18 protein-coding genes, 3 tRNA genes and 2 pseudogenes are annotated in these 19,271 nt (G+C 47.6%); 12 read left to right on the top strand and 11 right to left on the bottom strand.

From position 1 onward, the window contains the following. Positions 1–73: 73 nt before the first annotated feature. Entirely contained in the window at positions 74–1,366 is a 1,293-nt protein-coding gene (gene aroA, locus DBY95_RS03180) for a 3-phosphoshikimate 1-carboxyvinyltransferase (protein WP_107723358.1), read from the bottom strand. Between the two features lie 293 nt (positions 1,367–1,659). Here aroA and cysG point away from each other — a divergent pair, with 293 nt between their 5' ends. Then, positions 1,660–3,057 (top strand): siroheme synthase CysG, encoded by a 1,398-nt coding sequence (gene cysG, locus DBY95_RS03175; RefSeq protein WP_107723357.1) that lies wholly within the window; start codon positions 1,660–1,662, stop codon positions 3,055–3,057. A gap of 52 nt (positions 3,058–3,109) precedes the next feature. Here the strand turns inward: cysG and DBY95_RS03170 are convergent, their stop codons facing one another. Beyond that, complete coding sequence (locus DBY95_RS03170; protein ID WP_107723356.1) at positions 3,110–3,715, bottom strand: CoA pyrophosphatase; 606 nt, start codon at positions 3,713–3,715, stop codon at positions 3,110–3,112. A 175-nt stretch (positions 3,716–3,890) separates the two neighbouring features. Here DBY95_RS03170 and DBY95_RS03165 point away from each other — a divergent pair, with 175 nt between their 5' ends. The 8 genes from DBY95_RS03165 to DBY95_RS03130 all read left to right on the top strand — a co-directional run bounded on the left by DBY95_RS03165 (position 3,891) and on the right by DBY95_RS03130 (position 9,303). Next, positions 3,891–5,753, top strand: coding sequence for a tetratricopeptide repeat protein (locus DBY95_RS03165; protein WP_107723355.1), 1,863 nt, complete (start codon positions 3,891–3,893; stop codon positions 5,751–5,753). A 56-nt stretch (positions 5,754–5,809) separates the two neighbouring features. After that, a complete protein-coding gene (gene lolB / locus DBY95_RS03160) occupies positions 5,810–6,394 on the top strand; it encodes a lipoprotein insertase outer membrane protein LolB (protein ID WP_107723354.1) in 585 nt (194 codons plus the stop codon). Continuing rightward, positions 6,376–7,251: a 4-(cytidine 5'-diphospho)-2-C-methyl-D-erythritol kinase gene (ispE, locus tag DBY95_RS03155; RefSeq protein WP_107723353.1), complete on the top strand. Its 876-nt coding sequence runs from the start codon at positions 6,376–6,378 to the stop codon at positions 7,249–7,251. The genes lolB and ispE overlap by 19 nt, the downstream gene beginning before the upstream one ends. Positions 7,252–7,256: 5 nt before the next feature. After that, a tRNA-Gln gene (locus tag DBY95_RS03150) sits at positions 7,257–7,332 on the top strand. Positions 7,333–7,342: 10 nt separating this feature from the next. Further along, positions 7,343–7,418, top strand: a tRNA-Gln gene (locus DBY95_RS03145). 11 nt (positions 7,419–7,429) lie between these two features. Next, positions 7,430–7,505 (top strand) — tRNA-Gln (locus DBY95_RS03140). A 176-nt stretch (positions 7,506–7,681) separates the two neighbouring features. Further along, the gene (locus tag DBY95_RS03135) at positions 7,682–8,665 is read left to right on the top strand and encodes a ribose-phosphate pyrophosphokinase (protein ID WP_107723665.1); all 984 of its coding nucleotides are present in this window, start codon (positions 7,682–7,684) and stop codon (positions 8,663–8,665) included. A gap of 65 nt (positions 8,666–8,730) precedes the next feature. Further along, positions 8,731–9,303 carry a 50S ribosomal protein L25/general stress protein Ctc gene (locus DBY95_RS03130; RefSeq protein WP_063075835.1) on the top strand — a complete coding sequence of 191 codons (573 nt, stop codon included), beginning with the start codon at positions 8,731–8,733 and terminating at the stop codon, positions 9,301–9,303. Between the two features lie 107 nt (positions 9,304–9,410). Here DBY95_RS03130 and hscB read toward each other — a convergent pair whose 3' ends face one another. Continuing rightward, positions 9,411–9,911, bottom strand: a complete 501-nt coding sequence (gene hscB / locus DBY95_RS03125; protein WP_107723352.1) for a Fe-S protein assembly co-chaperone HscB — start codon at positions 9,909–9,911, stop codon at positions 9,411–9,413. A 79-nt stretch (positions 9,912–9,990) separates the two neighbouring features. Between hscB and DBY95_RS03120 the strand changes: the two are divergent. Then, positions 9,991–10,213: pseudogene (locus DBY95_RS03120) on the top strand (alternative ribosome-rescue factor A). Here DBY95_RS03120 and iscA read toward each other — a convergent pair. The 6 genes and pseudogenes from iscA to iscR all read right to left on the bottom strand — a co-directional run bounded on the left by iscA (position 10,173) and on the right by iscR (position 13,478). After that, positions 10,173–10,493, bottom strand: coding sequence for an iron-sulfur cluster assembly protein IscA (gene iscA, locus DBY95_RS03115; protein WP_003680782.1), 321 nt, complete (start codon positions 10,491–10,493; stop codon positions 10,173–10,175). The pseudogene DBY95_RS03120 and the gene iscA overlap by 41 nt on opposite strands. Before the next feature lie 70 nt (positions 10,494–10,563). Further along, a pseudogene (locus DBY95_RS03110) lies at positions 10,564–10,807 on the bottom strand (recombinase RecA). A gap of 256 nt (positions 10,808–11,063) precedes the next feature. After that, positions 11,064–11,450: a Fe-S cluster assembly scaffold IscU gene (gene iscU, locus DBY95_RS03105; protein ID WP_003674559.1), complete on the bottom strand. Its 387-nt coding sequence runs from the start codon at positions 11,448–11,450 to the stop codon at positions 11,064–11,066. 68 nt (positions 11,451–11,518) lie between these two features. Further along, positions 11,519–11,647: a hypothetical protein gene (locus tag DBY95_RS10730; RefSeq protein ID WP_004519897.1), complete on the bottom strand. Its 129-nt coding sequence runs from the start codon at positions 11,645–11,647 to the stop codon at positions 11,519–11,521. A 118-nt stretch (positions 11,648–11,765) separates the two neighbouring features. Next, complete coding sequence (locus DBY95_RS03100; RefSeq protein WP_049329436.1) at positions 11,766–12,980, bottom strand: IscS subfamily cysteine desulfurase; 1,215 nt, start codon at positions 12,978–12,980, stop codon at positions 11,766–11,768. Between the two features lie 51 nt (positions 12,981–13,031). Then, the gene (iscR, locus tag DBY95_RS03095) at positions 13,032–13,478 is read right to left on the bottom strand and encodes a Fe-S cluster assembly transcriptional regulator IscR (protein WP_003746476.1); all 447 of its coding nucleotides are present in this window, start codon (positions 13,476–13,478) and stop codon (positions 13,032–13,034) included. A 359-nt stretch (positions 13,479–13,837) separates the two neighbouring features. Here iscR and DBY95_RS03090 point away from each other — a divergent pair, with 359 nt between their 5' ends. After that, entirely contained in the window at positions 13,838–15,010 is a 1,173-nt protein-coding gene (locus DBY95_RS03090) for an alpha-hydroxy acid oxidase (protein WP_070608875.1), read from the top strand. Between the two features lie 61 nt (positions 15,011–15,071). On the opposite strand, the gene dsbD is transcribed toward DBY95_RS03090, so the two are convergent. Then, complete coding sequence (gene dsbD, locus DBY95_RS03085; protein ID WP_107723351.1) at positions 15,072–16,877, bottom strand: protein-disulfide reductase DsbD; 1,806 nt, start codon at positions 16,875–16,877, stop codon at positions 15,072–15,074. Positions 16,878–17,095: 218 nt separating this feature from the next. Then, positions 17,096–17,869 (bottom strand): GTP cyclohydrolase FolE2, encoded by a 774-nt coding sequence (gene folE2 / locus DBY95_RS03080; RefSeq protein ID WP_004519889.1) that lies wholly within the window; start codon positions 17,867–17,869, stop codon positions 17,096–17,098. Between the two features lie 179 nt (positions 17,870–18,048). Here folE2 and DBY95_RS03070 point away from each other — a divergent pair, with 179 nt between their 5' ends. Continuing rightward, positions 18,049–19,206: a trans-sulfuration enzyme family protein gene (locus tag DBY95_RS03070; RefSeq protein ID WP_107723350.1), complete on the top strand. Its 1,158-nt coding sequence runs from the start codon at positions 18,049–18,051 to the stop codon at positions 19,204–19,206. Positions 19,207–19,271: the final 65 nt, after the last annotated feature.

The following is a 19,271-nucleotide window of genomic DNA, read 5'->3' as shown; positions in this document are numbered from 1 at the left end:
AGTTTTATTTTTATTTTTCAGACGGTCTGTGTTTTTTGTATGCAACAGGCCGTCTGAAACTTTGAATAATCAATCAGTTGGTCAATGATGCAAAAACTTGGAAATAGTTGGGGAAAGTTTTATGCGTACATTTCGGGTCGTTGATGATGATGGGAACACCCAAAAGCGAAACCAGCGAGAAACACATGGCCATGCGGTGGTCGTCGTAAGTATCGATGATGGCATCGGGGATAAGTGTTTCGGTCGGCGTAATATGGATGGCTTCGGCTTCTTCAACGACTTCAGCCCCCAGTTTGCGCAGCTCGGTTGCCATGGCGGCGATACGGTCGGTTTCTTTGACGCGCCATGAGCCGATATTGCGCAGGGTGCAGGGCTGTTTGGTGGCCAGTGCAATAATGGCCAGAGTCATGGCTGCATCAGGAATATGGTTGGCATCCAAATCAAAAGCCTGAATCTTGCGCTCGATAGGGCGGGAAATTTCAACAAAATTTTCGCCCCAAATCACATCTGCACCGATTTTCTCCAGTTCGCGTGCGAAGGCAACGTCGCCTTGGATGCTGTGTGCGCCGATACCGGTTACGCGGATGGGTGTACCCGCAATCAGGCCTGCGCCCAAGAAATAAGACGCGCTGGATGCATCGCCTTCTACATATAAATGTTCGGGCGCATGATATTTGGCACCGGCCGGGATTTTAAATACACGGTAGTCTTCATTAATGATGTTCACACCGAACTGCGCCATCAGCTTGAGCGTGATGTCGATATAAGGTTTGGAAATCAACTCGCCTACCATGTGGATTTCAAATGCTTGTCCGGTTAGGGGCAAAGCCATCAACAGGGCGGTCAGGAATTGGCTGGAAACATTGCCTTTGATCGGAATAACGCGCTGGCCGTTGTCTTGGCGTTTGCCGATCTGAAGCGGCGGATAGTTTTCATTGCCCAGATATTGTACGTCCGCGCCTGCAATGCGCAACGCATCCACCAAATCGCCAATGGGGCGTTCGTGCATACGCGGCACACCATGCAGATGATAGTCGCCACCTAAAACGGCAAGCGCGGCAGTCAAAGGGCGGAATGCCGTACCGGCATTGCCTAAAAACAAATCGGCGGTTGAGTTGGGAAAGCGGCCACCGGTGCCATGAACTTTCAGACGGCCTTCAGGTAAAGATTCAATTTGCACACCGAGTTTGTCGAGTGCTTCAAGCATTCGGTCGGTATCATCGGATTTGAGCAAAGAATGGATTTCGCAAACATTGTCGGAGAGTGCGGCCAAGAGTAGCGTGCGGTTGCTGATGCTTTTGGAACCGGGCAGGGCAACGGTGGAAGGCTTGAGTGTAGAAGCGGGCAGGCGGATGGATTCGGTCATTGGTTAGGATTTCAAATTGTAGACAAAACGATATTATACGCAGGCAAAGGCCGTCTGAAAAATGAAGAAGGCGCAATTTATTTGTGAAAAAATGAATTTTTATATTGTTGCACTATCTCCTAATCGTTTATTTTGAAATTTTCTGCTTCTGTTTTGTGTTTGCCGCTATAACTTATTTTGTTGTGGCAGGTATATAACCAAACACCATAAGAAAATCAGAAACCATTCTTTCCTATTTTTTCAGACGGCCTTTAATATCGGCGGACAATCATTGATAAAGCAAGAACACGACCATGAGCCATTATCCTTTGTTTGCCGATTTGAGAGACCGTCCTGTTTTACTGGCAGGTGCGGGTAAGGTTGCCGAGCGCAAGGCGGAAAGCCTGTTATCTGCCGGAGCGCGCGTGCGCGTTGTTGCGGAAACTCTGAATCCGCAGTTTCAGCAATGGGCGGCTGAAGGGAAAATAGTTTGGCTGGGCGGCTTGTTTGAAGAAGCCATGTTGGACGAGGTGTATTTTGTTATTGCGGCGACGGATGACGACGTGTTTAACCACAGTGTTTTTGAAGCGGCGGAACGACGGGCAAAATTGTGTAATACGGTGGATACGGCGGACTTGTGTTCGTTTATCGTACCTGCCGTGGTGGATAGGGGACCGTTGAAGATCGCCATATCCAGCGGCGGTACTGCGCCTGTATTGGCGCGTAAATGGCGGCAGATTATTGAGACATTGATTCCGCTGCATACGGGCACGATGGCGCGTATTGCCGGCAAATGGCGCACAAAGGTTAAGCAAGCGCTGAATAATGTCGAACAACGCCGTTATTTTTGGGAGAAGTTGTTCGACAGCCGTTTCAGTATTTTTGCAGCTCAAAACAATATCGAGGCGGCGGAACGTGAATTGATCACGCAGTTAAACCGGGAAACGCCGTTTGGCGGCGAAGTGGTTTTGGTGGGGGCAGGGCCGGGAGATCCGGGCTTGCTGACCATACATGCTTTGCAGGCGATTCAGGCTGCGGATACCGTGTTTTACGATGCTTTGGTGTCGGATGAAATTTTGGCGATGGTACGCAAAGATGCGGTGAAAATCAGCGTGGGTAAACGCGCCGGTGCGCACCATGTCCAGCAGGAAGAAACCAACCGTCTATTGGTTGAGCACGCTCAAAAAGGCGAGCGCGTGGTAAGGTTGAAAGGCGGCGATCCTTTTGTGTTCGGACGTGGTGGGGAGGAAGTGCAAACCCTGCATCAAGCTGGAATCGCTTACCGCATTGTGCCGGGCATTACTGCTGCACTTGGAGCTACTGCTTATGCCGGTATTCCGTTAACCCATCGCGATTGTGCACAAAGTGCTTTATTTGTAACCGGCCACAGCAAACACGAGGGCAATCAGCCTGATTGGCAGACTTTGGCTTTAAGCCGTCAAACGCTGGTAATCTATATGGGCACACTTAAAGCGGCTGAGATTGCGGAAAAACTGATGGCTTATGGCAGGCAGCCTTCTACACCTGTTGCCGTGATTTCCAATGGGACTTTACCGAATCAAACCGTGCGGACAGGCCGTCTGAAAGATTTGGGCTTGCTGGCTGCCGAAGCAGATCGTCCAGCTTTAATGGTGATTGGCGAAGTGGTTGCCCTGCGCAATGAGATGAAATGGTTCGGAGAAGGTGTCGAATATTTCGAAGAAGCCGCATAAAGAAAATTGATTAAATCAGGCCGTCTAAACATTGGTTTCAGACGGCCTTGCCTTATTTAAAAGCTTGGCAATATTGCTGATAACGTTCTGCCAGTCCATATAGGATGATTGCTGTCAGCCCCCAGATGTCGTAGTGTCGGAAAGGCAGGGCGGGGAGGGCGAGGGTTTGATTGTTGTGATGAAGCTGACGGAATGTGTAGTTTTGCAGGTTTAAGGCGAAATCCAAAGGCAGATAAAAAATTTCAGCTACTTCGTCGGGATTGGCTTTTGGGTTGACGGACTGGGTGCAAATTGCCGGAACAGGCGTAACACGGTAGCCGGAAGGCGTGTCATAAAAGGGTAGCGGCGCAAAAGTCTGCCATGCGGTAATCGGAATGGCGGTTTCTTCATAAGCTTCTCTTAACGCCGTTGCCGTTAGGCTGTCGTCTTGGGTATCTTTGCGGCCACCGGCAAAGGCGATTTGTCCAGTGTGTTGCCTTAAGGTCTCGGCCCTTTTGGTCAGTAAAATTTGCCACGCTCCTTCATACAAGACAATGCCGACCAAAACGGCAGCTTCTTTGACCGTGTGGGCGGTAAATAATTGATTGCGCTCTGCTTGCATACGGCTGCTGAAGCGTGAAGCTTGAGTTAGGAAGTGGATAAGGTGGTCGGTATTCATTTTTGGCACTGATCGTTTTATGCAGATGAGGATTACACAAGGTTTACGGTTACCGTGTCAACAAAATAGGGTGCGTGTGTTACAGTTATGCCTGAATGATAAATAAAGCTTTGCATCTGTTCTGCAAGTGCTTAGGCCGTCTGAAAATGCCGGCAGGTTCTCAAAAAGGATAGTTATGTTGTTTTCCCCATCCCGTATTCAAGTAGCAGCTGCGGCTGTCATGATGTTGTTCGCTGCACAAACTTTTGCCGCGCCCGGCGATTCAAAGGTTGTTTTTGAATCGGCTAAGATTATCAAAAAGAAAAGCCGTGCCGACCGTTTTTCTCCCGAAGAGCGTGAGCAGGAGCGGATACGTCTGTTGGGTATACAAAACCGCACCTCGCAGGTTTTCACTTTGTTAAATTCAGAACTGGCTCTGCAAAAGGGTGATGCCGCCTCTGCACTGTTTACTTATATTTTGACGTTGCATCGCACTAAATCTCCCGAAGTGGCCGAACGCGCTTTGGAGATGGCGGTTTCTTTAAACGCATTTGAACAGGCTGAGGCCATTTACCAAAAATGGCGCGAAATCGAGCCGGAGCCTGGTGAAACACAAAAGCGCATGACTTGGTTGCGCAATTTGCTGCTGGGCAAAGCCGATAAGAACTTGAGCGGATTGGACAAGGTGATTGCCGGCGGTAGTGAAGACGAGCAAAAGCGCGTGTTCCTGCTTTTGGCACAAACCGCAGCCCAACAGCCGAATCTGACCAGCGATGCGGTCAAGCAAGTACATAAAACAGCATTGAATTATAAAGACTTTCCAGAAGCGGCGATTGCGGATGCAATTTTTAGTGCAAAAGACGGTCAAAAGAAACACGCCATTGCGGCATTGCAGCGATTGGCCAAGTTGGACAACGAAATTCTGCCGCCGACTTTTGTTACCCTGCGTCTGATGGCGCAACGGCATCCTGATATTCTGGACGGCTTTTTCAAAGAGACAGACACCAAAACCTTATCTCCGATTTGGCAGGAATTGGATATCGCCAATTTGATCGCCCATGGCCAAAATGATAAGGCTTTTAAGCGTTTGCAGACTTTGTTGGAAGAAAATCCAAACCCTGATTTGTATATTCAGGCCGCCTTATTGTCCGCCAGCAAGACGGAAAATATTTCTGCGGTAAACAGTTATCTGGAAAAGGCTTATAAAGCCGGTACGGAAGAGCAGCGCAGCCGTGCGGCGTTGATTGGCGCGATTTCTTATAATGATGCCGAGGATTTTGCCAAAGCCAAACAATGGCTGGCCAAGGTCACGGCTACGGCTTATACGTTTGATAAAACCATTTTGGCCGCCTCCATCGAAGCCAAACAGGGCAACCATAAAGAGGCTTGGGCTTTGGTGCAACGCGCACAAAAAATGCCCGAGCAAAGAGGACGTTATTTTGAAGCCAGTGATTTGTTGAATACGGCTTTGTTCGTATTGTCTAAAAATACCAATCTTCAAGAATCGTTGAATGCTTTAAATAGCTTGGTAAGTTCTACCGAAAAATCCTTGAAAACCCAAGCTTCTCCTGAGCTGCTTGCCAATGTACTGTATCAACGTTCGATGGTTTATGAGAAGCTGAATCAGCCAGGCAAGGCGATTGCCGATTTACGCCGTGTGGTAGAGCTGTATCCGGATAATCCGCACGGTTGGAATGCTTTGGGCTATACCTTGTTGTCAAGCGGCAAGGATTTGGACGAGGCATTCAAAATGGTTCAGACGGCCTATCAAATGGAGCCGGAAAGCGCAGCCATTAATGATAGTGTAGGCTGGGCTTATTATCTTAAAGGCGATGCACAAACAGCTTTGCCGTATATCCAATATGCCTATGAAAAAGAACCTGAAGCCGAAGTTGCCGCGCATTTGGGCGAAGTCCTATGGACACTTGGCGACCAAAACAAGGCCAAAGAAATCTGGAATGACGGTTTGAAACGCGGAAGCAATCTCCGAGTATTAAAAGAGACAATGTCCAAATTCGGTATAACGCCCAGCAAACCGCATACTCAAAAACACAAATAAAACTCAAAGGCCGTCTGAAAAGTGTTTGATTTCAGACGGCCTATGAAGGAATATCCATGAATTTAAAACAAATATCATCGGTTGCAGCCTTATTGCTTTTAGCCGCTTGTGCGCAGCCAAACTTTCCTCAGCAAAACAGTTGGCAAGCAGCAGAGCAGGTGCAGGATTTTAGTGCGGATGGCCGATTGGCTGTCAAAGTGGAAGGAAAAGGCTCTTATGCCAATTTCAACTGGACTTATCAGAACGCGGTTCAAACCATTGATGTGAATACACCGTTGGGCAATACCGTAGGCCAGCTGTGTCAAGACAGCGAAGGCGTATTGGCAGTAGACAGTAAGGGTAAGGTTTATCAGGCGGAAACGGCTGAGGAATTGAGCAGACAGCTTTTGGGCTTTGCTTTGCCGGTTCAATATTTGCATATTTGGGCAGATGGTAAACGCGTTGCCAATGCGCCATACAAAATTCTGCCTGATGGCCGTCTGGAGCAGTTTGACTGGACGATATCGCGTACTTTAAATAGTTCAGGACAGCCCAAAACGCTTCAACTTGAGAATGCCAAGTTTAATATCCGCTTGGTGTTCGATACAGTAAACCACTCTTTGGATAAGAATGGACAAACCCGATGCGCAGCACGCAAATAGAGGATGTCATGTCTGTTTCAGAGGAAATCCAAGCCTTTCCTGCGCCGGCTAAATTAAATTTGGATTTGAGGATTACCGGCCGCAGGAGCGACGGTTATCATAATTTGGAAAGTATTTTCTGTTTGATCGGTTTATATGATACCGTTCATCTGAAAATGCGTACCGATGGGCAAATTATTCTGCATACGCCGGTCGAAGGACTTGAGCCCGAACAGGACTTGACTTATCGGGCGGCTAAATTATTACTACCATATGCAAGCGTACCGAACGGCGTTGAAATCTGGTTGGATAAAGTGATTCCGACCGGCGGAGGTTTAGGCGGCGGCAGCTCCGATGCAGCCACAGTCTTAATGGTTTTAAACCAATGGTGGCAATGCGGTTTGAGCAGGCAGCAACTGATTGATTTAGGTGTAAGTCTTGGTGCGGATGTTCCTTTTTTTATTTTTGGAAGAAGTGCTTTTGCCAAAGGCGTAGGCGAGAAGCTGGCTGAAATAGATGTCCCTAAACAATGGTATGTTATCGTTAAGCCCCCCGTTCATGTGGCAACAGCTAAAATTTTTGCGCATGAAGGCTTGACACGGGATTCCAAACCCAGCATAATGCCGACTTTCCAATCGTTACAGCCGTTTCAAAATGATATGCAGGCGGTTGTGTTTCAGGAATATCCTGAAGTTTGGAAGGCTTATATTGAGTTATCCCAATATGGTCATGCATTAATGACTGGTTCCGGGGCTTGTTTGTTTATAGCAAGTAAATCTCATCAAAAAGCACATACAATTTACCAACAGGTTTCTCAATCATATGAAGCTTATTGTGTGGAAGGATTAGATGTTCATCCGCTGTATCATATGATTTAGTAAGTTGGGGAGTCGTCAAGCGGTTAAGACACTGGATTTTGATTCCAGCATGCGAAGGTTCGAATCCTTCCTCCCCAGCCAAACCCTTTGTTGGGGAGTCGTCAAGCGGTTAAGACACTGGATTTTGATTCCAGCATGCGAAGGTTCGAATCCTTCCTCCCCAGCCAACACCCTTTATTGGGGAGTCGTCAAGCGGTTAAGACACTGGATTTTGATTCCAGCATGCGAAGGTTCGAATCCTTCCTCCCCAGCCAAATAAAAGCGTGTAAGTTTTCTTACACGCTTTTTTACGCTCAGAGCGAAATAACGCTGAAAAACTTTTTTTTACCCGTCTTTACGCGTATAATCGCGTGATTAGTGTCTTAGACATAGGGCGAAGGGAAGCGTAATGTTTTCTGCGCGTAAATCAAATCTAGAATCAGGTGAAGATATGGCTGCTTATGACAGTTTAATGGTGTTTACCGGTAATGCAAATCCGGAATTGGCGCAACGTGTTGTCAAACATTTGGATATTTCACTCGGTGAAGCCACTGTTTCCAAATTCTCTGATGGCGAAGTAGCCATTGAATTGTTGGAAAATGTGCGTGGTCGCGATGTGTTTATTTTGCAACCTACCTGCGCGCCTACCAATGACAACCTGATGGAAATTTTGACTATGGCTGATGCACTCAAACGTGCTTCTGCTGGTCGTATTACTGCCGCGATTCCTTACTTTGGCTATGCGCGTCAAGATCGTCGTCCTCGCTCTGTTCGTGTACCGATTTCTGCTAAATTGGTAGCAAATATGTTGTACTCAGCAGGTATCGACCGCGTATTGACTGTTGACTTACATGCCGACCAAATTCAAGGTTTCTTCGATATTCCGGTAGATAATATTTACGCTACCCCGATTTTATTGAACGATATTAAACAACAGCGCATTGAGAACCTGACTGTTGTCAGCCCTGATATCGGTGGTGTTGTACGTGCACGTGCTGTTGCTAAATCTTTAAATGCTGATTTGGCTATTATCGACAAGCGTCGTCCTAAAGCCAATGTGGCTGAAGTGATGAACATCATTGGCGATATTCAAGGCCGTACTTGCTTGATCGTAGATGATATGATCGATACGGCAAACACCTTGTGTAAAGCGGCTGTTGCCCTGAAAGAGCGCGGTGCAGATCGTGTACTGGCATACGCCAGCCATGCAGTATTCTCCGGCGAAGCAGTGAATCGAATTGCTTCTTCTGAAATTGACCAAGTAGTTGTAACAGATACGATTCCGTTGTCTGAAGCAGCTAAAAAATGTGAACGCATCCGTCAAGTTACCATTGCCGGTTTGCTGGCTGAAACGGTACGCCGTATCAGCAATGAAGAATCCGTCTCATATCTTTTCAATGAAGATGTGATGACTGGCGGCATGTTGCTGCCATAACCCGATGTCGTCTTAAGCTGGTCGCGGCCGATGACGACGATTTTATCTAAATTGGAGTATTAAACATGACTTACGAAATTCAAGCCTCTGTTCGCGAAGCCCAAGGCACTGGTGCGAGCCGCCGCCTACGTCGCGAAGGCCAAATCCCTGGCATTCTGTACGGTGAAGGTCAAGAGCCTGTTGCTATCGCTGTAGACCACAAAACTGTATTCTACGCATTGGAAAAAGAATCTTTCCATACTGCTTTGATTAAACTGTCTTTGAACGGTGAAACTAAAGACGTTATCGTGCGTGACTTCCAAATGCACCCATTCCGTCGTGAAGTTCAACACATCGACTTCCAAGCTGTAAAAGCTGACCAAGTTGTACGTATCCGTGTTCCTCTGCACATTGTTAACGCTGAAAACTCTCAAGCTGTTAAATTGCAAGGTGGTCGTGTATCTCTGTTGAACACTTCTGTTGAAGTAGTTGCTTTGCCTGCAAACATTCCTGCTTTCTTGGAACTGGATTGTGCATCCGTAGTTGCCGGCGACATTCTGCACTTGTCAGATATCAAATTGCCAGAAGGTGTTGAAAGCGTTTCTCTGAAACGTAACGAAAACCTGGCTGTTGCTACTGTTACCGGTAAAAAACGCTAATAGGTAGTTAAGATAAGAAAACCGTATCAGATAAATCTGATACGGTTTTTGTTTTACATATAAAATTATTTGCTATAAAACTTAGGTAAATGTAACAGCAATGTACTTTATAAGATTGAAGCAATCTCATTGCGAAGTTTATTAAGAAAGCGCCCATGCCGCACCCATTGTGCGGCCGATTCATAATCCTGTTGTTCAAATGCTTGTTGCAAATCTTGATATAGGTTGCTTTGTACTTTTTGGATTTCTTGATCCAGTGCTCGGATGGCATCATGGTTTTGTTCCATTTGTGCATCCATCAATGTTTCCCGCCATTCCATCTGCTGCATGAGGAATTCTGGTGAAAACGAAGTGTGTTCAGGTGCATCAGCATCGATATTTTGACTTTTCAAGAGATAAGCGGCCCGATCAATAGGGTTTTTTAATGTGCGGTAGGCATCATTAATTGTAGAAGACATCATAACGGCTTGTTTCTGCTCAAAAGCTGAAGCAGAAGCAAATTTATCGGGATGAAAACGGGCAGCTAAAACCCGATAGCTTTGTTCGAGTGCTTCGGTATCAATATTGAAAGATGGCTCAAGCTGGAAGAGGTTGAAGTATTGAGACATGATATTAAAGGAAAAAATCTAAAGAAGAAGATTATTTTACGATATAATCCGGAAACTGTTTATACGAAAGGAAAACAATATGACCGGTAAGGTACAACACAATAAAGGCAAAATACGAGACAATGCCTTAAAAGCCTTAGTCAAATCTGATTTATTCCGACACAAAGTAGAACGAAAAAGAAAAGGCAAGGGTAGCTATAATAGACAAGAAGCCAAAAAATGGCGGGATGGTTTTGATACTTTCCCGCCATTTTTTATATTTTAAACGTGGAAGCTCTCGCCGCAGCCGCAAGAGTCTTTGACATTCGGATTTTCAAATTTGAAACCTTCCTGCAAACCTTCTTTGGTGTAATCGACTTGTGTGCCGTCCAGATAAACTAAGCTTTTCGGGTCGATATAAATGCGCGCGCCGTGTTCTTCGAAAATCAGGTCGTCCTCGTTCGCTTCATCGACAAATTCAAGGTTGTATGCCATGCCTGAGCAGCCGCTGGTTTTCACACCCAAGCGCACGCCCAATCCTTTGCCGCGTTTGGTCAGGTAGTTATTGATGTATTTGGCTGCGTTTTCTGTGATGGTAATCATGCTTTTTTCCTCATTTCGCGATCACTTTCTGTTTTGTCTGCTTTTTTATTTCAGACGGCCTCTTGAACTATCAGGCCGTCTGAAAACGCTGTTTTGCCCACTCTATTGCGGCGGCAATAGCAGCTTTAGCCTGCGGACTATTTTCTAACAGGTTGAGCCGGTTAATTGTGCGCCCTGTTCCAAAATATCGTCTAAATCCGCAACCGCCAGAGTGGCAATATCATCAATCCCATTTGCTGCAAACGTTGCAATATGGTTTTACCTATTCCTTTGATAGCAAGTAGGGATTGGATTTCTTCATCGGTAAAAGGCATATCGTCTTCTTTGATTTTGCAGGTATAACGACTAAATATAAGCCTGCGTTATTCCCTCTCCCTAACCCTCTCCCGCGGGGAAGAGAGGATAGATTGGCAGATAGTCCCAAACTTGGTAGCAACTTCAAAATGATTAAGTTTCTGCACAGTTGGTTTTGCCTCACAAAAGAAGAGGGGGGAAACCATTAGATTTGCTTTTCTCGAAGACTCACCGGAATCTTGAGAGAACTTGCCGACAAAGGTATGCTGAATCCGGTTATTTGTTTTCCTGACGTTTGCGATAGTCGGCAACGGCTGCTTTTACCGCATCTTCAGCCAAGATGGAGCAGTGGATTTTCACTGGGGGCAGTTCCAATTCTTCGGCGATTTCGCTGTTTTTGATTGCCAGCGCGTCATCCAGACTTTTGCCTTTGACCCACTCGGTAATCAAACTGGAAGAAGCAATGGCGGAGCCGCAGCCGTAAGTTTTAAATTTTGCATCTTCAATAATACCCTCATCGTTTACTTTGATTTGCAGACGCATTACGTCACCGCAGGCCGGTGCACCGACCATGCCGGTACCGACAGATTCGTCGTTTTTATCGAAAGTACCGACGTTGCGGGGATTTTCGTAGTGATCGATTACTTTATCGCTGTATGCCATGATGTGGTTTCCTTTGTGTTTTTAATGGTGTAAATGGTTTGTTTACGAATATTCAGACGGCCTGAAGTTTAGATTTTGCATGCGCCACCTTCGCAGCCGTCATCATTCTCTGAATCGACGCCGCCTTCTACGGTAACACCGTCAAAATCTTCAAGCAGGTTGTCGAGATTGTCGAGGTCGAGTTCTTGTTCGTCCATAGTTTATGTCTTTAATCTGAAAGTTATGCCTTAGTGGGGCTAGGGGATCAAATGAAATCTATATATAGGTCGTCTGAAAAGTTTTATTGATTTTCAGACGGCCTTTTATAAATGCGGATTAATGCGCCGCCCATTCAATCGAGTTCAAATCAATCCCGTCTTTGAACATTTCCCACAGCGGCGACAGTTCGCGCAATTTACCGATTTTGGATTTGATCAGTTCTGCGGCGAACTGCACTTCTTCTTCGGTGGTCATGCGGCCGAAGGTGATGCGCAGGGATGAGTGCGCCAATTCGTCGTTGCGGCCGAGCGCGCGCAGGACGTAACTTGGCTCAAGGCTGGCAGAAGTACAGGCGGAGCCGCTAGATACGGCGAGTTCTTTCACTGCCATAATCAGGCTTTCGCCTTCGACGAAGTTGAAGCTGACGTTCAGGTTGTTCGGAGCACGGTGTTCGAGGTCGCCGTTGATGTAGACTTCTTCGATACCTTCGATACCTTTGAGGAAGATATCGCGCAGTTTCAAGTAGTGCGCAGTGTCTTGTGCCAATTCTTCTTTGGCAATGCGGAAGGCTTCGCCCATGCCGACGATTTGGTGGGTCGGCAATGTGCCGGAACGGAAACCGCGCTCGTGGCCGCCGCCGTGCATTTGGGCTTCGAGGCGCACGCGTGGTTTACGGCGTACATACAGGGCGCCGATGCCTTTAGGGCCGTATACTTTGTGGCCGGACATAGACAGCAAATCAACTTTGGCGGCTTCAACGTCGACAGGTACTTTACCGCATGCTTGTGCTGCGTCAACGTGGAAAATGATTTTGCGTTCGCGGCAGATTTCGCCGATGGCAGGAATATCTTGAACCACGCCGATTTCGTTGTTTACCCACATTACGGAAACGAGGATGGTGTCTTCGCGGATGGCGGCTTTCAGTACGTCTAAATCAACCAAACCGTTTTCTTGTACGTCCAGATAAGTTACTTCGTAACCTTGGCGTTCGAGTTCGCGCATGGTGTCGAGTACGGCTTTGTGCTCGGTTTTTACGGTGATGAGGTGGTTGCCTTTGGATTTGTAGAAGTGGGCCGCTCCTTTGATGGCGAGGTTGTTGGACTCGGTTGCGCCGCTGGTGAAAACAATTTCTTTAGAGTCGGCGTTAATCAGGGCTGCGATGTCTGCACGTGCTTTTTCTACCGCTTCTTCTGCTTCCCAACCGAAGCTGTGGCTGTTGGAAGCTGGGTTGCCGAAAATATCGGACAGGTAGGGAATCATTTTTTCGGCAACGCGGCGGTCAACGGGAGTGGTGGCGGCGTAGTCGAGGTATACGGGGGTTTTGACGGTCATGGTTTGCTCTTTCGGTTGGTCATCTGCCTGCGGTCTTCGCCGCAAGTCGGTTTAATGAATGTGTGTAAAGGTAACGACATGACTGCTGTCGCTGCAGTTTTTTTGTTCAATGATGCTTTGCAGCGTAACGCCACTGAGGTAATCATTGATGGTTTTGTTTAAGTTTTCCCAAAGGTCATGGGTCAGGCAGGGGGCGCCGTGGTGGCAGTTTGCTTTGCTGCCGCATTGTGTGGCATCCAGTCGGTCTTCAGCTGCGGAGATGATTTGTGCAATATTGATTTGCTCGGCGGGAGCGGCAAGGATGTAGCCTCCGCCGGGGCCGCGTAGGCTTTCAACCAATCCGGCACGGCGCAGCTTGCTGAATAATTGTTCGAGGTAGGAGAGCGATATGCTTTGTCGTTCGCTGATGGCACTGAGTTTGACAGCACCGGTTTGCGCATTCATCGCCAAATCTATCATGGCGGTTACTGCAAATCGCCCTTTGGTAGTCAGTCTCATGGTGTGGTTGCCTGTGTGGGCGTTTTTATTAGTGGAGGGAATTGTCTAATATCTGAGTGTTTCAGTCAAGTATGTGGCGGCTCGGTTTGATTGTTTGTTTAAATGGTGGCATTGGCTGATTTTTAAATCGGAAAATATTTTCTTTATTTTTCTGTAATTTGGACTTAAGGCCGTCTGAAAAAAGGCTATCAACCCTACAAATATCAGGGTTAAAATGTTTTGATTTAATATTGATACTGATATAGATTATCAAAATTATTCTTAAAATTTAGTTGTTTTGATGGAGTAAAATAATGAGGTGTTTGAAATGTTCAGACGGCCTTGACCATCCATCTTTACCTTAACAGAGGCAATCGACAATGAAATGTGATTTAAGCAAAATAACCTGTATCGAAGACTTGCGCCTTGTTGCCAAACGTAAAATGCCGCGTATGTTTTATGACTATATTGACTCAGGCTCTTGGACGGAAACTACTTATCGTGAAAACACTTCGGATTTCAAAGACATCCGTTTCCGCCAAAAGGTATTGGTTAATATGGAGGGACGCAGTCTCGAAACCAAAATGATTGGGCAGGATGTGAAAATGCCGGTAGCGATTGCGCCGACAGGTTTCACAGGTATGGCGCATGCTGATGGGGAAATCTTGGCGGCGCGGGCGGCGGAAAAATTTGGTATTCCGTTTACGCTGTCAACCATGTCTATTTGTTCGATTGAAGATGTGGCTGAAAACACCAGCTCGCCGTTTTGGTTTCAGCTTTATGTGATGCGCGACCGCGAGTTTATGGAAAACCTGATTAAGCGTGCGAAGGATGCCAAATGTTCGGCTTTGGTATTGACAGCCGATTTGCAGGTTTTGGGTCAACGCCACAAAGACATTAAAAACGGCCTGTCTGCGCCGCCGAAACCAACCATCGCCAATTTAATCAATTTGGCGACCAAACCAGAATGGTGTATGAAAATGCTGAACACGGAACGCCGCACTTTCCGCAATATTGTCGGTCATGCGAAAAACGTGGGTGATTTGTCTTCGCTGTCTTCATGGACTTCCGAACAATTCGACCCGCGTCTGAGCTGGGACGATGTGGCGCGCATTAAAGATTTGTGGGGCGGCAAGCTGATTATCAAAGGCATTATGGAACCTGAAGATGCGGAAAAAGCAGCGAAAAGCGGCGCGGACGCATTGGTCGTTTCCAATCATGGCGGCCGTCAGCTTGACGATACTGTGTCTGCTATTAAGGCTTTACCTGATGTGGTCAGCGCGGTGGGCAGCGACATCGAGGTTTGGATGGACAGCGGCATCCGCAGCGGTCAGGATATTTTGAAGGCTTGGGCTTTGGGTGCGAAAGGTACAATGATTGGCCGGGCGTTCCTGTATGGTTTGGGTGCGTATGGTGAAGAAGGCGTAACCCGTGCGTTGGAAATCTTGTATAAAGAAATGGATATTTCCATGGCGTTTACCGGTCACCGCAATATTCAAGATGTGGATTCCAGCATTTTGCGTTCTACGCGTTGGGCTCAAGATGAATTTTAATTTTTAAACATAAGAAAAGGCCGTCTGAAAATCTGTTTTCAGACGGCCTTTTTATAGACGGCTATTTCTCGTTTTTGCGATACCATTCAATGAATGCATCGGGTTTGACAAAGCCTAATAAGGGTTCGCTATGACTGCCGTCGGCGTGGACCACAAACACGCCCGGAGGGCCGAAGAGGCCGTATTCTTTCAGTAAGGCCTGATGGTCGGGAGTGTTGGCGGTTACGTCGATTTGGAAGAAGCGCTGCATATCGACTGCTTCGTGTACCTGCGGTTGGTTGAGCGTGTAGGCGGCCATTTCTTTGCAGGATACGCACCAGTCAGCGTAGAAATCAATCAGCACGGGCTTGCTTGGATCGGCTTTCAAGGCGGCATCCATAGCGGCTTTGAGTTCGCCGACATCGGTAAACATTTTACCGTGGTCGGTTTCTTGTCCGGCTTCGGATGGCGGAACCAGCGTTAAGAAGTGGTGCAGGGCGGTGGTTTGTTTATTGAAGCTCTGCCAGCCAAACCATGAGCTGCCAATCAGCAGTAAAAAGCCCAATACGGCGGCAACCGTTTTCAGACGGCCTTTTTGTTTGCCGGATTTCGCCAAAAGCATCAGGGCGGGAACAATCATCAGTAAGGTGTAGAGACCGACTACTGCGAAATAAGGCAGATGCGGTGTGGCAAGGTATACGGCAACGGCCAGCAAGATGAAGCCGAATGCATATTTGATGCCGTTCATCCAGTCGCCTGCTTTAGGCAGGATATGGCCGCCGAATGTACCGATGATGATGAGCGGTACGCCGGTGCCGAGTGCCAAGACATAAAGCGCCAGACCGCCCAATACGGCATCGCCGGTCTGACCGATATAGCCCAAAGCAAATGCCAGCGGAGGCGCAACGCAAGGGCCGACAATCAGGGCGGATAAAATACCCATGATGAAGACGGAAATGATTTTGCCGCCGGAGAGTTTGTTGCTTTGGTTTTGGAAATAGGATTGGACGGAGTTGGGCAGCTGGATATTGAAGAGGCCGAACATGGACATTGCCAGTACTACCATCAACGCGGCGGCGGCAAGCACAACCCAAGGCTGTTGCAGCCATACAGTCAACAGCGCACCGGTCAAACCGGCAATCACGCCGACCAAGGTATAGGTCAATGCCAAGCCTTGTACATACACCATCGACAAGGTGAACGCGCGGCCTTTGCCGGCTTTTTTATCACCCACGACAATGCTGGAAACAATCGGCAGGAGCGGATACATACAGGCGGTAAAGCTTAAGCCCAAACCTGCGACAAAAAACGCCAACAGGTTGGCGTTTAAAGTATCCCAAGAGAGCTTGAAGCGGCTGCTGTCGGGATTGTTTGTACTGGGTTGCGTTGGCATTTGGCCGTCTGAAGAGGCGGACGGTTGCAAAAAGCGGTCTTTGGCAGAAACCGGCTCGTCGCTTTGCGGCTGGTAAACCCCGTTGCCTTTTACGTCAAACTCGGTATCCACAGGCGGATAACACACACCGGCTTCGGCACAGCCTTGATAAGTCAGCGTCAGTTTGTATTGCGGCGCGGCTTGTTTGTAAGGCAGGTCAACCTGTGCGGTATGGTGGTAAACCGTTTGTTTGCCGAAGAATTCGTCTTCTTTTTCTTCGCCTTTGCTGAATTTGGGTTCGGCCAAGACTTTGTCAGGATTGGTCGCTGCAACGATTTTGGACTGGTACATATAGTAGCCGTCAGCGATTTTGAACTGCACGCTGATGCCTTGGTCGGATACATTGACTTGAGGTACAAAGGCTTGCTCGGGGGGCAGTAAATCATTGGCATCTACTGCGAATGCGAAGCTGCTCAAGCCTAAAAATGCAATGAGGAAATAAAGGAATTTTTTCATAATATCCACGGATATGCCGTTGAGAAACCGTCATTATAAATGATGGGGAAAACAATCGGCTTAATTTATGTTAAATATTGCGAGAGAAATCTAATGCTTTTGAATTATATCGAAATAGGGTTGCCCATATATGACCGATAGTCTCATGTTATCGTTCAATCTATGCCAAAGGCCGTCTGAAATGTTCAGACGGCCTTTGTTTCTATTCGGCTCGGCTTTTAAGGATAAGCGATATAAGCGTAAGCGGAATGGTTGTGTATCGATTCGAAGTTTTCGCTTTCGACGACGAATGATTCGATGCGTTTGTCTGCAATTAACACCGTGGCCACATCACGAACCATGTCTTCGACAAACTTCGGATTTTCGTATGCTTTTTCCGTTACATACTTTTCGTCAGGGCGTTTGAGCAAACCGTAGAGCTGGCAGCTTGCTTGTGCTTCAACGTAATCGATGATTTCTTCAATGCCTACATCCGCATTCGCAATCAGACTGACCGTCACATGCGAACGTTGGTTGTGCGCGCCGTATTGGGAAATTTCTTTGGAACACGGACACAATGAAGTAACCGGAACCATCACTTTCAGGCTGTGGCTGTATGTACCGTTTTTAATTTCGCCGGTCAGGGTAACATCATAGTCAAGCAGCGATTGGATGCCGGAGACAGGTGCACTTTTCTTGCGGAAAAATGGGAAGGTAACGCTGATTTTGCCGGAATGCGAATCTAGCAGGGCAACCATATCGGCGGTCAGCTTGTGCAGCGTATCGAAATCCAAAGCATCGGTTTGTTTTTCCATCAGAGCGACAAAGCGCGACATATGCGTGCCTTTTTGGTCGGCAGGCAGGAAAACCGTCATGGTCAGGCGGGCGACGGTGGATTGTTCACCCTCTTTGCTTTTGAGCGAGATTGGAAAGCGCAGGTCTTTGATGCCGACCTGATTAATCGGCAGGTTGCGTAAATCGCGGCTGGATTGCACGTCTGCAATGGCGTTCATGCGTGGTATGTCCTTCATGATAGGATTGTTGAGATGCGTGTGGAGGGAATCGGCTCGTGTCGGCCGATTTGCAAATGCGAGATTATATCACTTGCTTTATCCGCCTGCATTGATTGTTTCTATTTTTCAGATAGTGATAAAATCTTCGATTATTCACATCTATGATAGGCAGAGACCAAATGAAATTCGCCACGAAAGCCATCCATTCCAGCTACGATTGCGACGAACACAACCGTGCGCTGATGCCGCCGATTTATCAAAACAGTATGTTTGCGTTGCACGAGATTGGCGAAAATGTGCCTTACCGCTACTCGCGCCTGAGCAACCCGACCCGTCAGGTCTTGGAAGACACTGTTGCCGATTTGGAGCATGGTGCGGCCGGTTTTGCGTTTTCCAGCGGCATGGCGGGGATTGATGCCGTGTGGCGCACTTTCCTGCGCCCGGGCGATACCATTGTCGCAGTCGCCGATATTTACGGCGGCGCTTATGATTTATTGGTCGATGTTTATCAAAAATGGGGTGTAAACGTTGTTTTTGCCGATTTGGGCAATCCGGATAATCTGGACGAGCTGCTCAAAGCACACAATGTCAAACTGGTTTGGCTGGAAACGCCGTCCAATCCGCTTTTGCGCTTGGTAGACATCAAAGCGCTTGCCGCAAAAGCCAAAGCGGCCGGTGCGCTGGTCGGCATCGACAACACCTTTGCCACGCCGTATCTGCAACAGCCGTTGGATATGGGTTGCGATTTTGTATTCCATTCCGCTACCAAATATTTGTGCGGCCATTCCGACGTATTGATGGGTGTAGTCGTTGCCAAAACCAAAGAGCTGGCGCAGCCTTTGCACGACATGATGGTTCATACCGGCGCGATTGCAGGTCCGATGGACTGCTGGCTGGTGTTGCGCGGTATTAAAACGTTGGCCTTGCGCATGAACGCCCATTGCCAAAACACACTCGAAATCGCGCGCCGTTTGGAAGCCCATCCTGCCATTGAAAAAGTGTTCTATCCTGGCCTGCCGTCGCACGAACATTACGAACTCGCCCAAGCACAAATGCCCAAAGGCATCGGCGGCGTGGTTACGGTTTATCTCAAAAACGATACGCGTGAAGCGGCCAATAGCGTGATTAAAAACATGCAACTGGTCAAAATGGCTTCCAGCCTCGGCGGTGTGGAAAGTCTGGTCAACCATTGCTATTCCCAATCCCACAGCGGCGTGCCGCATGATGTGAAAATGGAAATGGGCATCAAAGTCGGCCTGCTGCGTTTCTCTGTCGGTATTGAAGACGTTGACGATATTTGGAACGATATTTCCAAAGCATTGGATACGACTTTGTAAATAAGGCTTAAAGGTCGTCTGAAGATGAATGGTTTTTCAGACGGCCTTTAGCAATAACAAAGGAA

Source organism: Neisseria subflava (assembly GCF_003044935.1).
Taxonomy (GTDB): domain Bacteria; phylum Pseudomonadota; class Gammaproteobacteria; order Burkholderiales; family Neisseriaceae; genus Neisseria; species Neisseria subflava_E.
This window is presented reverse-complemented; position numbering and strand designations above follow the sequence as displayed.